We start from the raw sequence: 14,010 nt of genomic DNA, 5'->3' as shown, positions 1-14,010 counted from the left end.
GATGCTGCGGGGAATGCTACCCTTACTGTGAGTGATATTAACAACGGAAGTACCGACAATTGCGGTATTGCTTCCATGAGCATTGACAAAACTTCTTTTGATTGTGCTACCATAGGAGACAACCTCGTTACACTTACTGTAACTGATAACAATGGAAACAGTGCAACAAATACTACCACAGTAACTATTGAAGATACCATCGCTCCCGTGGTTAATTGTGTCGCTCCGTTTAGTATTCAACTTGACGCTACGGGGAATGCTAGTGTTACCGTAAATGATATCAACAACGGAAGTACCGACAATTGTGGTATTGCTTCTATGAGCATTGATAAAACTTCTTTTGATTGTGCTACTATTGGCGACAACATTGTTACACTTACTGTAACTGATAACAATGGTAACAGTGCAACGAATACTACTACCGTAACTATTGAAGATACTATCGCTCCTATAGTAATCACTCAAGACCTTAGTATTGAATTAACATCCAATCAAACTATCTTAATTACTACTCAAGACATTGATGATGGTAGTTTTGATGCCTGTGGTATAGCAGCAATGAGTTTAGATATTTCCAGCTTTGAGGCTCCTACATTGGGTGATCATACTGTAGTCTTAACTGTTATTGATAATTCGGGTAATAGCTCATCAGAAGCTGCTATCGTAACATTTACCTCTAGTGATTTAGATGCTGATGGCATTGCGGATATTTTTGATGACGATATCGATGGTGATGGAGTTGCAAACGAAGTGGATAATTGCTCAACATCCTACAACCCTGATCAAGCGGATTTAGACAATAACGGTATTGGTGATGTGTGTGATAAAGGGGACCTGGAAATTCCTAAAGGATTCTCTCCCAACAATGATGGTATTAATGATGCATTCGTCATAAAAGGCCTTCATAAATACCCTAATAATAGTATTCAAATTTATAATAGATATGGAAACAAAGTTTTTGGATCGGATAATTACCAAAATGATTGGCATGGAACTTACTCTGGAAAAATGAAAAAACTACCTATAAACCCCTATTTCTATGTCATAAATATTAACAAAGGAAATAAAATTATTAAAGGCTGGGTGTATATAAACTATTAAAAATGAAACATATTATAATAAACATAGTCTTTGTAGGCATTTTTTTAACAGCTTTTGAAAATTTAGCTCAACAATATCCAATGTATACACAATACTATAATAACCTTAGTTTACTGAACCCTGCTTATGCCGGAAGTCATAAAACGCTAACGGGTATAATAAATATTCGAAGTCAATGGGTAAACGAAATTGGAGCTCCAGAAACTAAAACTTTTTCTTTACACACCCCAACCGGAAAAAATATAGGATTGGGATTGTCAATTGTTAAAGATGAAATATATGTATTAGATGAAACACATGTGTATGCAGATTTCTCTTACTCTATTTATCCCTCAGAAAGATCAATACTTGCCTTCGGATTAAAAGCAGGAGGGACATTTTTAAACGTAGATTTACTGAAATTAGGAATTACTGAAGACCCTCTGTTTACTCAAAATATAAGTGAATTTAATCCTAATTTTGCTGTGGGTGCTTTCTTTTATACAAATAATTTCTATACAAGTTTGTCTATTACAAATATCTTACAACACAAAAATTATAATAGAAAAAGCTATGTAGTAACTAGCGCTTCTGAAGAAATGGTATTTTATCTTTCATCAGGATACGTGTTTAGTTTAAGTGAAACTGTTAAATTAAAACCTTCTTTTATGTTAAGGATGATGAATGAAACCTCAACATCAACAGATATTGCTGCAAATGTTTTATGGAATAACAAATTAGAATTTGGAATTTCACATCGAATCAACGAATCAATTTCAGGGTTATTTCAAATCAAAGTAACAAATAATTTAAAATTTGGATATTCTTACGATGCTGTTACTACTAAAATTTCCAAAAACAAGAATGCTTCTCATGAGTTTAGTATCATTTTAAACCTACAAAAAAACACAAGAAGCTATAAAGAAGATATATCTGCTCCTTTTTATTGGATGAATAATTAAAATATTTTTTTCACAGTAACTAAGTTGCACTTTATTGTTTTAAAAAATCCCGCTTTTTTTAAGAAAGCGGGATTTTTTTTATTTACTAGCAAATAGTTTTACATCATTTTCAGAAACTTCTTTTTCTCCAAGAATTATTAAACGCTCAACAACATTACGTAATTCACGAATGTTTCCTGTCCAATCATATTCTTGTAGTAACTTAATGGCTTTTTTAGAAAAGTCTTTTTTAATCATTCCTTGTTCGGTAGCCACTTTTTGAGCAAAGTGTTCAACCAATAACGGAATATCATCTCGTCTGTCATTCAGTGCAGGAACTTTTATTAAAATAACCGCTAAACGATGGTATAGATCCTCACGGAAACGACCTTCTTCTATTTCCTTTCTTAAATCTTTATTAGTAGCGGCTAATACACGAACATTTACCTTGATGTCTTTATCCGATCCTACCCTTGACACCCTGTTTTCTTGCAACGCTCTTAATACCTTAGCTTGTGCAGAAAGACTCATATCTCCAATCTCATCTAAGAAAATCGTTCCGCCATTGGCTGCTTCAAACTTACCAGCTCTGTCTTTATTTGCTCCTGTAAAACTTCCTTTTACATGACCAAACAATTCACTTTCAATTAATTCTGACGGAATTGCAGCACAATTTACCTCAATCATAGGAGCTGTTGCTCTTTCAGATTTTTCATGCAACCAATGCGCCACTAATTCTTTACCCGTTCCGTTGGGTCCGGTAATTAGCACACGAGCATCGGTAGCTGCTACTTTTTCAATCATATCTTTTATGTGAGTAATTGCATCACTTTCACCAATCATTTCATAGCTTTTACTCACTTTTTTCTTTAATCGCTTGTTTTCTACAACCAATTCTTTCCTATCCAATGCATTACGAACCGTATTTAACAAACGGTTTAAATCGGGCGGTTTTGAAATATAATCAAAGGCTCCTAAACGCATAGTATTTACAGCGGTATCTAAATCACCATGACCTGATATCATCACCATGGGAATTTCTGGTTTTATTTTGCGTGCTTTTTCTAATACCTCAACACCATCCATTTTTGGCATTTTTATATCGCAAAGTACCAAATCGTAATCGTTTTTTTGAATAAGCTCTACTCCCGCTAATCCGTCTTCAGCTTCTTCTACTTCATAAGCATCATTTTCTTCTGAAATGATTTTTTTTAATACTCTGCGGATTGCAGCTTCATCTTCAATAATTAATATTTTAGCCATAAAATTTTCCACCTTACTCCGGCAGACAGGAGTTTTATTGTTAGTTCTTTTACCTAGTGCTTACCTATAACAATAACTATTCCGTTGTTGTTTCTTCTTCCGAATCGTCTTTTGGTTTTTCTTCATTTTTAGAGAGTCCTAAGGTCCCTCCTATAATGTGAAGATCTCTTTGTGGGAACGGAATACTAATATTATTTTCTTTAAAAAGTTTATTTATTGAAAAACGAATATCACTTTTTGGTATTGCTGCTTGAAAGCTATCATTAATAGTAAATACTAATTTAAAATTTAAAGCACTATCACCGAAATTAGTGAACAACACTAAAGGTTCTGGTTTCTTTAAAATATTAGGGTGATCATTTGCTGCTTTGATGAGTAATTTTTTAACCAATTCTACATCACTTCCATAGGCTACTCCAACTTCAACACTCTCTCGGGTTATGATACCGTTTTGGGTCCAGTTATATAAACTATTGGTTAAGTATAAATGATTGGGTATTACCAATACTTTATTATCTATAGTTACTGCGCGGGTAGTTCTTAATTTAATCTCTTCTACTCTACCTACTTTTCCGTCTAGCTCAATAATATCACCCACATGCACAGTTTGATCTACAATAATGAATATACCTGATATTATATCTTGAAAAAAAGTTTGCAATGCCAAACCAACACCAATTAACAAGGCTGCTGATGCGGCAAAAAGTGCAGTTACATTAACCCCTGTAGAACTTAGTGTTACTAAAAAAATAATGATGTATACAAACCATCTGGCAAATGAAAATATGGTATCAAACTTGTTTCTATCTTCTACTTTTAATCTTTTTTTAGTTAATCTTTCAAAAAGATTTAAAAAGTATTTAGCCAGAATAAGCAGTAATATGAGAATTAAAATAATCTTAACAGTTACTTCTACTTTCTTACTTCCTAAAGGGATTTCATAATTTAATAGATCCGTTATCTGCTTTAAAAAATCTTTCATGTAACAACATACAATTTAGTTAGTGTATCTAATCCATTTCCATAGGTCTTTATAGGTGGCTTTTTTCCCATACATTAAAATACCCACTCTATAAATTTTTGCTGCAATCCATACTATTGCCAAAAATGTAAAAATAAGAATTAACATAGAAACTAAAATTTCCCACCAAGCTACTCCAAACGGAACGCGCATTAACATAACTATAGGTGATGTTAATGGTATATGTGAAAAGATAACAGATACTGGACCGTGTGGATCATCAATAACTGTAAAAGCACCTACATATACTGCTAACATTAATGGCAACATAATTGGCATCATAAATTGTTGTGTATCGGTTTCACTATCTACTGCTGCACCCACAGCTGCAAACAATGAACTATATAACATATAACCTCCTAAAAAATAAAATATAAATAGGAAGAATAATTTTACCAAAGGTAATTTTGATATTTCTTGAAAAATAAGTTGTACTTTTCCATTATCGGCAGCTACTTGCTTAATAGCTTCTGCTTGTTCACTGGGAATATTTGTACTATTCAAATCACTCATATCCATACCAAAAAATTGAGAAGCAACTACGTTGAGTAGTAAAAGTAAAATTCCCCAAACCATAAATTGCACTAAACCTGCTGATGCATTCCCAATAATTTTCCCCATCATTAGCTGAAAAGGTTTTACAGATGAAATGATAACTTCTATAATCCTACTGGTTTTTTCTTCTATTACACTTCGCATTACTGAAGTACCGTAAATAATTACAAACATCATAAGTAAATAACCAGCAATGGCTCCTACTCCTATTTTTAATCCGTTGATTAATTTTGATGATTCTTCTCCGGAGAAATTAAACATTTTGATATTAGATTTTATTCTTGACAAGGCTATTTTGTCTTCATCAATACCTAATTGTTGCATTTTTATGCTACGCAACTTTTGGTTAACATTGCTTTCAATATTATCCATTGTTGACATACCTGGTGTGTCTTTTGAGAAAAACTCAACCGATTTTGCAAGTAATTCTAAGCTATCCATTTTAGGAATATTCAGTACTCCGTAATACTTTCCTTCTTCCACTTCTTTTTTAGTGGCTTCGAGACCTAATTTGGTAAAGTCTATGTATTTTAAATTTTCAGTGCTTTTAAAATCATCTTCAGAAAATATTCCTGAACTGTCTACATACACTATTTCTTTGATCTTATCATCATTCTTTTTGGTTAAAAACACCACTAAAGCAATCATAGCAATAGCTATAACCGGACTCAAAAACGTCATAATGATGAAGGATTTATTTCTAACCTTAGCAATAAATTCACGCTGAATAATTAGTAGTAACTTTTTCATCCCTTAGTTTATGTTTTTGTGTACTGTTTGAATAAAAATATCATTGGCACTTGGTACCAACTCAACAAAATGCTGCACTTCTCCTTGACTACTTAAATACGAAAGCAAATCGTTTGCTGAGTTTCCTTCTGTTAATTTCACATTGAGCTTTAAACCTCCGTTTAACGATTTAAATTCAGCCGGAGTTACTACAAACTTTTCACTAAGTTTTTGCTGAACTTCACTTGCCGCTTCGGTTTTTAAACCTATTTCATAAGTATGAGTTCTGTACTGACGTTTGATGTCTTCTAGCTTACCATCTAAAATCTTATTTGATTTATTAATTAGTGCTATATAATCACACATTTCTTCTACACTTTCCATACGGTGGGTTGAAAAAATAATGGTAGCTCCTTGATCTCTTAACTGTAAGATCTCTTTAGCAATTAATTGTGCATTGATTGGGTCGAATCCAGAAAAAGGTTCATCAAAGATCAACAACTTAGGTTCATGTAATACAGTTACTATAAACTGTACCTTTTGAGCCATCCCTTTTGATAGTTCTTCAATCTTCTTATTCCACCAAGCTCCTATTTCAAATTTATCAAACCAGTATTTTAAGCGTTTTTTAGCTTCTGCTTTACTCAATCCTTTTAATTGCGCTAAGTACAAAGCCTGCTCACCCACTTTCATTGACTTGTACAAACCTCTCTCTTCAGGCAAATAACCAATCTGCTCTATATGCTTGGGTGCTAATTTTTCTCCATCTAAAATAACCTCACCACTATCAGGCATGGTAATTTGATTTATAATTCTAATTAATGATGTTTTTCCTGCCCCATTAGGTCCTAATAAACCAAAAACACTTCCTTTAGGTATATGTAATGACACATTATTTAATGCAGTATAATCTCCATAACGTTTAACCACATTATTAACCTCTAATAAATTGTTCATTGAATTTTAAATGATTTACATTTTAGTAGTATACAAACTTACATTTTTTATCAGTATTTGTAATTCTTTTTACCAAAACGTTACAAATAAATTTTACTATGCACGCATAATTTTTTTCTTATTTACTATGCGTGCATAATAAATTTTTATATATTTGAAACCAGGATATGGAGAAAAATAAAACTATAGACCATCAATTAAGAGCCACGTGGCAAGCGGTAGCTAAAATGTACAATGAACAAGCTTCAAAACATGATAGTACTATGGCTATGGCTTTTGTATTATTAAATATTGATCAAGATAACGGAACCCCTTCAACTGCTTTAGGACCTTTAATGGGTATGGAACCCACTAGTCTTTCTCGTATTTTAAAATCTATGGAAGATAAAGACTTGATTACGCGCGAGAAAAATCCGGACGATGGTAGAAGCGTACTTATTAAATTAACTGATTTTGGAAAAGAAAAACGCGAAGTTTCAAAAGGTCATGTATATCAGTTCAATAATAAAGTAAAAGAACATTTAACAGAAAAAGAAATCGAAAATTTCTTTAAAGTAACAAAAACAATAAACAAACTTATAGCTGAAAGAGAAATATATGGAGATATATCCTCTAAAGCTGTATAAATTCAAACCATATTTAACTAATGAGCAAAAGAAGAATTAAAAAAGTAGCTATTATCGGTTCCGGAATTATGGGAAGCGGAATTGCTTGTCACTTTGCTAACATTGGCGTAGAAGTTTTACTTTTAGATATTGTTCCAAGAGAATTAAACGATGCCGAAAAAGCAAAAGGATTAACTTTAGAAGACAAAGTTGTTCGTAATCGTATTGTAAATACCGCACTAGCAACAGCCTTAAAATCAAAACCCTCTCCTATCTATAATCAAAAATTTGCAGATAGAATAACTACAGGAAACCTTGATGATGATTTACATAAAATTAAAGATGTAGATTGGGTAATGGAGGTAGTGGTTGAGCGCTTAGACATTAAACAAAGTGTTTTTGAAAAAGTAGAAAAATACCGTACCCCAGGCACTATCATTTCTACCAATACTTCTGGTATTCCTATTAAATTCATGAACGAAGGCCGTAGTGAAGATTTCCGTAAACATTTTGCTGTTACTCACTTCTTCAATCCACCACGTTACTTAAAATTATTTGAAGTAGTTCCTGGTCCAGATTGTAAACAAGAAGTTACTGACTTTTTAATGGAATATGGTGATAAGTTCTTAGGTAAAACATCTGTTTTAGCAAAAGACACTCCAGCCTTTATTGGAAACCGTATTGGTATCTTCGGAATTCAATCTTTATTCCATCAAGTAAAAGAATTAGGATTAACTGTTGAAGAAGTTGATAAATTAACCGGACCAGTAATTGGGCGTCCAAAATCAGCAACTTTCCGTACAGTTGATGTGGTTGGATTAGATACTTTAGTACACGTTGCTAACGGTATTTATGAAAACTGCCCTAATGATGAAGCTCACGAACTTTTTAAATTACCAAATTTCATCAACACCATGATGGAAAATAAATGGTTAGGAAGTAAAACTGGTCAAGGTTTTTATAAAAAGTCAGTAAACGCTGAAGGTAAAAAAGAAATTTTAACGTTAGATTTAGATACCATGGAGTATCGTTCATCTAAAAAAGCAAAATTTGCTACGTTAGAATTAACAAAAACTATTGATAAGCCAATTGACAGATTTAAAGTATTAGTTGGCGGAAAAGATAAAGCAGGAGAATTCTATCGTAAGAACTTCGGATCTATGTTTGCGTATGTTCAAAATAGAATTCCTGAAATTTCTGACGAATTATACCGTATCGACGACGCTATGAAAGCTGGTTTCGGATGGGAAAATGGTCCTTTTGAAATTTGGGATGCTGTAGGTGTTGAAAAAGGTATTGAGTTAATGAAAGCTGAAGGTAAAGAACCGGCAGCTTGGGTAACTGAAATGGTAGCTAAAGGAGAAAAATCTTTCTATACCGTTAAAGACGGAGCTACGTATTACTATGATGTTGAGGCAAAAGCTCAAGTTAAAAAACCAGGTCAGGATTCATTTATCATTTTAGATAACATCCGTAAATCTAAAGAAGTATTCAAAAACTCAGGTGTAGTTATTGAAGATTTAGGAGACGGTATCTTAAACTGTGAATTCCAATCTAAAATGAACACTATTGGTGGTGATGTTTTAGCAGGATTAAATAAAGCAGTTGATTTAGCAGAAAAAGATTTTGATGGTTTGGTGGTAGGTAACCAAGCAGCAAACTTCTCAGTAGGTGCAAACATCGGTATGATCTTTATGATGGCTGTTGAGCAAGAATACGATGAGTTAAACATGGCTATCAAGTATTTCCAAGACACCATGATGCGTATGCGTTACTCTTCAATACCAGTAATTGCAGCTCCTCATGGCATGGCTTTAGGTGGTGGATGTGAATTATCATTACACGCAGATAAGGTGGTAGCTGCTGCTGAAACCTATATGGGATTAGTAGAGTTTGGAGTTGGAGTAATTCCTGGTGGTGGTGGATCTAAAGAAATGGCGTTAAGAGCGCAAGATCTATTCCATAAAGGAGATGTTCAATTAAACGTGTTACAAGAGTATTTCTTAACTATTGGTATGGCAAAAGTATCTACTTCTGCTTACGAAGCTTTTGATTTAGGTTTATTACAGCAAGGAAAAGACATTGTGGTTGTAAACAAAGACCGTCAAATTGCTGAAGCTAAGAAACATGCTAAATTAATGGCTGAAGCTGGTTACACACAAAAACCAAAGAGAAAAGACGTATTAGTTCTTGGTAAACAAGCTTTAGGTGCGTTTATGGTTGCTACAGATTCTATGCAAGCAAGTAACTTTATTAGTGAACATGATAAAAAGATTGCTAATAAATTAGCATTTGTAATGGCTGGTGGAGATTTATCAGAACCAACAAAAGTTTCTGAACAATATTTATTAGATATTGAGCGTGAAGCATTCTTAAGTTTAGCTACAGAACGTAAAACTTTAGAGCGTATTCAGCATATGTTAAAAACTGGTAAACCACTTCGCAACTAAAGTTGCGTAGCTATATGCCTTATGCTATATGCAAAAGGCAGTTTATTTAAAAATTAGCTTATAGCATATAGCTTAAAACTTAAAGCATTAAAATAAAATGAAAACAGCATATATAGTAAAAGGATATAGAACCGCCGTAGGTAAATCTAAAAAAGGTGTGTTCCGTTTTAAAAGAGCCGACGAATTAGCTGCTGAAACCATTCAGTATATGATGAAGCAGTTACCAGAGTTCGATGTAAAAAGAATTGATGATGTAATTGTAGGTAATGCAATGCCAGAAGGATCGCAAGGATTAAACATGGCACGTATTATCTCATTAATTGGATTAGATTCTGTAGATGTACCTGGAGTTACTGTAAATCGTTTTTGCTCATCTGGATTAGAAACCATTGGTATGGCAGTAGCTAAAATTCAGTCTGGAATGGCTGAATGTATCATTGCAGGAGGTACAGAAAGTATGAGCTCGGTACCCATGACCGGATTCAAGCCAGAGTTGAACTACGATGATGTAGTAAAAACTGGTCACGAAGATTATTATTGGGGAATGGGTAACACTGCAGAAGCAGTGGCACAACAATTCAACGTATCTCGTGCAGACCAAGATCAATTTGCATACGAATCGCATATGAAAGCCTTACGAGCTTTAGACGAAAATCGTTTTCAAGATCAAATCGTACCAATCAAAGTAGAAGAAACATATATCGATAGTAATGGTAAACGCGCTACACGCGAATACACAGTTACTAAAGATGAAGGGCCACGTCGTGGAACTACCGTTGAAGCATTAGCCAAATTACGCCCAGTATTTGCTGCAAATGGTTCAGTTACTGCGGGTAACTCATCTCAAACCAGTGATGGTGCTGCCTTTGTTATGGTAATGAGCGAAGACATGGTAAAAGAATTAGGAATTGAGCCAGAAGCACGTTTAGTAAGCTATGCTGCTGCAGGAGTTCCCCCAAGAATCATGGGTATTGGTCCTGTTGCGGCTATTCCAAAAGCATTAAAGCAAGCAGGTTTACAACAAAACGATATCGACTTAATTGAATTAAACGAGGCATTTGCTTCGCAATCATTAGCGGTAATTCGTGAGTTAAACTTAAACCCAGATATCATCAACGTAAATGGTGGGGCTATTGCTTTAGGTCACCCATTAGGATGTACAGGTGGTAAGTTATCAGTTCAGTTATTTGATGAAATGCGTAAGCGTGACATGAAAAACAAATACGGAATGGTAACTATGTGTGTAGGTACTGGTCAAGGTGCCGCAGGTATTTTTGAATTCTTAAGTTAATAAAAACAATAGTATAAAAAGATGGAAACATTAAATAAAGATATTTTACGTGGTGGTCAGTTCTTAGTAAAAGAAACTAAGTGCGAAGACGTATTTACTCCAGAAGATTTTTCTGAAGAGCAAACAATGATGAGAGACGCGGTTAAAGAATTTAACGACCGTGAAATTATTCCTAACAAAACTCGTTTTGAGGCTAAAGATTATGCCTTAACCGAAGAAACTATGCGTAAAGCTGGTGAATTAGGATTTTTAGGGGTAGCTGTACCTGAAGAATATGGCGGATTAGGAATGGGATTCGTTTCTACCATGTTAACGTGTGATTACATCTCAAGTGGAACAGGATCATTTAGTACTGCTTTTGGTGCGCACACAGGTATTGGTACTATGCCAATTACATTATATGGTACAGAAGAGCAAAAGCAAAAATATGTTCCTGCTTTAGCTATGGGTGAAAAATTCGGAGCGTACTGTTTAACGGAACCAGGAGCTGGATCGGATGCAAACTCTGGTAAAACGACTGCTGAGTTAACTGCTGATGGTAAGCACTATAAAATCAACGGACAAAAAATGTGGATTTCTAACGCAGGTTTTGCTGAAATCTTTATCGTTTTTGCTCGTATTGGTGATGATAAAAACATTACAGGATTCATTTTAGAATATGATAAAAACAACCCTAACGGAGTTACTTTAGGTGAAGAAGAACACAAATTAGGTATTCGTGCGTCTTCTACTCGTCAGGTATTCTTTAACGATACCTTAATTCCGGTAGAAAACATGTTATCTGAGCGTGGAGGCGGATTCAAAATCGCTATGAACGCATTAAACGTAGGTCGTATTAAATTAGCTGCTGCGTGTTTAGATTCACAACGTAGAATCATTTCTGACGCAGTAAACTATGCTAACGAGCGTAAGCAGTTTAAAACATCTATCTCTGAGTTTGGTGCTATCAAATTAAAGTTAGCTGAAATGGCTACAAACGCATATGCGAGTGAGTCCGCATCATACAGAGCTGCTAAAAACATTGAAGACCGTATTGCTATTCGTGTAGCAGAAGGTAACACTCACCAAGAAGCAGAGTTAAAAGGTGTTGAAGAGTATGCTATTGAATGTTCTATCTTAAAAGTTGCTGTTTCTGAAGACGTACAAAACTGTGCTGATGAAGGAATTCAAATTTACGGTGGTATGGGATTCTCTGAAGAAACGCCAATGGAAGCTGCTTGGAGAGATGCGCGTATTGCTCGTATTTATGAAGGAACTAACGAAATCAACCGTTTATTATCGGTAGGTATGTTAGTAAAAAAGGCAATGAAAGGTCATGTAGATTTATTAAACCCTGCAATGGCTGTTCAAAATGAATTAATGGGTATTCCTTCTTTTGATACACCAGATTATTCTGAATTATTTGCTGAAGAAAAATCAATTTTAGCTAACTTAAAGAAAGTATTCTTAATGGTAGCTGGTGCTGCGTTACAAAAATTTGGTCCTGAATTAGAAAAGCACCAACAGTTATTAACGGCTGCATCTAACATCTTGATCGAGATCTATATGGCAGAATCTACAATTTTAAGAACTGAAAAGAATGCGAAGCGTTTTGGTGAAGCTACTCAAAAAGAGCAAATTGCCATGGCTAAATTATACTTATACAATGCCGTAGAGATCATTACACAAAGTGCAAGAGAAGGTATTGTATCTTTTGCTGAAGGTGATGAGCAACGCATGATGTTAATGGGATTAAAGCGTTTTACAAAATACGCTAACTACCCTAATGTAGTAGAGTTACGTAACACTATTGCAGAGAAATTAAAAGCAGAAAACAAATACTGCTTCTAACAATATTAAATAAGGTAGTGTTACATCGAGCGCAGTCGAGATGTCTCATTTACCTTATTTTAAAAACTTTCTTCAACTTTTTTATAGGTTTTAGAATTTAGTTGTTTGTTTAAAAAGATCGTTAACGAAAGTTAGCGGTCTTTTTTATTTGGTTACTATTTAAAAAATAGTATTTTTAGACGAAATAAAAACTTCTTTTTGCTATGAAGTATTCTCTATTTTTAGCATTTAGTATATACTGAACATACAATTTAGATTAAATTTTCATAGAAAATAAGAGTACTAAAAAAGGATAAAAAGGTACGCTTATACCTCCAAAAAAGTAGTATAAGAGTATAAAAGGTATCCATATAAACAAGTTGTACGCAATGATGAAAAACCTACTTATAATATTAATTCTAACTTTTACAATTTTAGGTTGTAAAGAAAAATCATCGGAAACCAAACCGAATGAAAAACTGGAATTTTATTCTGATAATAAAAATTTGACTTTCAAAAAGACTGTGAAATTTGAGAATCACGATAGTCTTTTTTACTTCTATAGAAACGGACAAATATTTAAAAAAGGGAAAATCCATAAAAACGGAAAGCCATTCGGAATTTGGAATTTATACTCAAATGATGGGAAATTAAGGGAAATAAGAGAATGGTTTGTGATAGATGGACATTCAAGAATAAATAGAGCTTGGTTTCTTAATATAAAAGGAGATACACTTGCTTGGAGAGACCAAGATTCCATTTTTAAACAAAAAGAATTTGTAAATGACACTTTAGGAACACGAGCAACTGACTATAATGTTTTCGATTTTAACAAAGACACTATCTACTTAAATGAACCAATTCGTGGAGTTGTATATTGTAATTCTCGTCGAATAAGAGATTATGATTCTCAAATCAGAGTCTTTTTACACAGTGAAAGTGAAAATTTCAATTCACCTTTTCCAAATGACAGCCTCGTTAGAACAGACCATTTTAAAAACTTAAAAATTGACACAATCAATCAAAAATGGTTTCCCGATATTGACCCTGAAAGATTTGGACACGTAGCAATTTTTGGAAGTTGGTTCAAAAATCCAGGAAAAAAGCTGTTAAGAGGATATATGGAAGAGTACTCTTATGGTCCATTTGAGGACAAAGAAATTGACAGTATGACTGCAAGAGTTTATTTTGAGAAAATGATTTACGTAAAAGATACAATTCAATAAAATCACTGCGTACAACACCGGTGTCTGTTGCACAATTATGTAAAAGTAGTAATTTTTTGTATTTTGAGGTATGCAAGGCAAAA

11 protein-coding genes are annotated in these 14,010 nt (G+C 33.8%); 7 read left to right on the top strand and 4 right to left on the bottom strand.

Translation table 11 applies throughout. The annotated features are described in order from the left end of the window. Together SLH33_RS09435 and SLH33_RS09430 are read left to right on the top strand one after the other, a co-directional pair. Positions 1–1,101: gliding motility-associated C-terminal domain-containing protein (locus SLH33_RS09435; protein WP_320418847.1), on the top strand; the 1,101-nt coding region annotated here is incomplete at its 5' end. Between the two features lie 2 nt (positions 1,102–1,103). Continuing rightward, complete coding sequence (locus SLH33_RS09430) at positions 1,104–2,042, top strand: type IX secretion system membrane protein PorP/SprF (RefSeq protein WP_320418846.1); 939 nt, start codon at positions 1,104–1,106, stop codon at positions 2,040–2,042. Positions 2,043–2,120: 78 nt separating this feature from the next. On the opposite strand, the gene SLH33_RS09425 is transcribed toward SLH33_RS09430, so the two are convergent. The 4 genes from SLH33_RS09425 to SLH33_RS09410 all read right to left on the bottom strand — a co-directional run bounded on the left by SLH33_RS09425 (position 2,121) and on the right by SLH33_RS09410 (position 6,546). Then, complete coding sequence (locus SLH33_RS09425; RefSeq protein ID WP_320418845.1) at positions 2,121–3,284, bottom strand: sigma-54 dependent transcriptional regulator; 1,164 nt, start codon at positions 3,282–3,284, stop codon at positions 2,121–2,123. Between the two features lie 76 nt (positions 3,285–3,360). Next, positions 3,361–4,266, bottom strand: a complete 906-nt coding sequence (locus SLH33_RS09420) for a mechanosensitive ion channel family protein (RefSeq protein WP_320418844.1) — start codon at positions 4,264–4,266, stop codon at positions 3,361–3,363. Positions 4,267–4,281: 15 nt separating this feature from the next. Continuing rightward, positions 4,282–5,610: an ABC transporter permease gene (locus SLH33_RS09415; protein WP_320418843.1), complete on the bottom strand. Its 1,329-nt coding sequence runs from the start codon at positions 5,608–5,610 to the stop codon at positions 4,282–4,284. Positions 5,611–5,613: 3 nt separating this feature from the next. Then, the gene (locus tag SLH33_RS09410; protein ID WP_320418842.1) at positions 5,614–6,546 is read right to left on the bottom strand and encodes an ABC transporter ATP-binding protein; all 933 of its coding nucleotides are present in this window, start codon (positions 6,544–6,546) and stop codon (positions 5,614–5,616) included. Positions 6,547–6,713: 167 nt separating this feature from the next. Here SLH33_RS09410 and SLH33_RS09405 point away from each other — a divergent pair, with 167 nt between their 5' ends. The 5 genes from SLH33_RS09405 to SLH33_RS09385 all read left to right on the top strand — a co-directional run bounded on the left by SLH33_RS09405 (position 6,714) and on the right by SLH33_RS09385 (position 13,927). Continuing rightward, complete coding sequence (locus tag SLH33_RS09405) at positions 6,714–7,172, top strand: MarR family winged helix-turn-helix transcriptional regulator (protein WP_320418841.1); 459 nt, start codon at positions 6,714–6,716, stop codon at positions 7,170–7,172. A gap of 20 nt (positions 7,173–7,192) precedes the next feature. Next, positions 7,193–9,601, top strand: a complete 2,409-nt coding sequence (locus tag SLH33_RS09400) for a 3-hydroxyacyl-CoA dehydrogenase/enoyl-CoA hydratase family protein (protein ID WP_320418840.1) — start codon at positions 7,193–7,195, stop codon at positions 9,599–9,601. Between the two features lie 97 nt (positions 9,602–9,698). Further along, on the top strand, positions 9,699–10,892 hold the full coding sequence (locus SLH33_RS09395; protein ID WP_320418839.1) for an acetyl-CoA C-acyltransferase: 1,194 nt from the start codon (positions 9,699–9,701) through the stop codon (positions 10,890–10,892). A 21-nt stretch (positions 10,893–10,913) separates the two neighbouring features. Continuing rightward, complete coding sequence (locus SLH33_RS09390; RefSeq protein ID WP_320418838.1) at positions 10,914–12,722, top strand: acyl-CoA dehydrogenase family protein; 1,809 nt, start codon at positions 10,914–10,916, stop codon at positions 12,720–12,722. Between the two features lie 368 nt (positions 12,723–13,090). Further along, positions 13,091–13,927 carry a hypothetical protein gene (locus SLH33_RS09385; protein WP_320418837.1) on the top strand — a complete coding sequence of 279 codons (837 nt, stop codon included), beginning with the start codon at positions 13,091–13,093 and terminating at the stop codon, positions 13,925–13,927. Positions 13,928–14,010 lie beyond the last annotated feature (83 nt).

The organism is Tenacibaculum sp. IB213877 (assembly GCF_034043975.1).
Lineage (GTDB): Bacteria > Bacteroidota > Bacteroidia > Flavobacteriales > Flavobacteriaceae > Polaribacter.
The sequence above is the reverse complement of the archived record's forward strand: the minus strand, read 5'-3'. Positions and strand labels throughout refer to the sequence as shown.

Bases quoted from the DNA above. Each gene is read 5' to 3' on its own strand.
- SLH33_RS09430 (WP_320418846.1), top strand. From the start codon at position 1,104: ATGAAACATATTATAATAAACATAGTCTTTGTAGGCATTTTTTTAACA.
- SLH33_RS09420 (WP_320418844.1), bottom strand. From the start codon at position 4,266: ATGAAAGATTTTTTAAAGCAGATAACGGATCTATTAAATTATGAAATC.
- SLH33_RS09425 (WP_320418845.1), bottom strand. From the start codon at position 3,284: ATGGCTAAAATATTAATTATTGAAGATGAAGCTGCAATCCGCAGAGTA.
- SLH33_RS09415 (WP_320418843.1), bottom strand. From the start codon at position 5,610: ATGAAAAAGTTACTACTAATTATTCAGCGTGAATTTATTGCTAAGGTT.
- SLH33_RS09400 (WP_320418840.1), top strand. From the start codon at position 7,193: ATGAGCAAAAGAAGAATTAAAAAAGTAGCTATTATCGGTTCCGGAATT.
- SLH33_RS09410 (WP_320418842.1), bottom strand. From the start codon at position 6,546: ATGAACAATTTATTAGAGGTTAATAATGTGGTTAAACGTTATGGAGAT.
- SLH33_RS09395 (WP_320418839.1), top strand. From the start codon at position 9,699: ATGAAAACAGCATATATAGTAAAAGGATATAGAACCGCCGTAGGTAAA.
- SLH33_RS09385 (WP_320418837.1), top strand. From the start codon at position 13,091: ATGATGAAAAACCTACTTATAATATTAATTCTAACTTTTACAATTTTA.
- SLH33_RS09405 (WP_320418841.1), top strand. From the start codon at position 6,714: ATGGAGAAAAATAAAACTATAGACCATCAATTAAGAGCCACGTGGCAA.
- SLH33_RS09390 (WP_320418838.1), top strand. From the start codon at position 10,914: ATGGAAACATTAAATAAAGATATTTTACGTGGTGGTCAGTTCTTAGTA.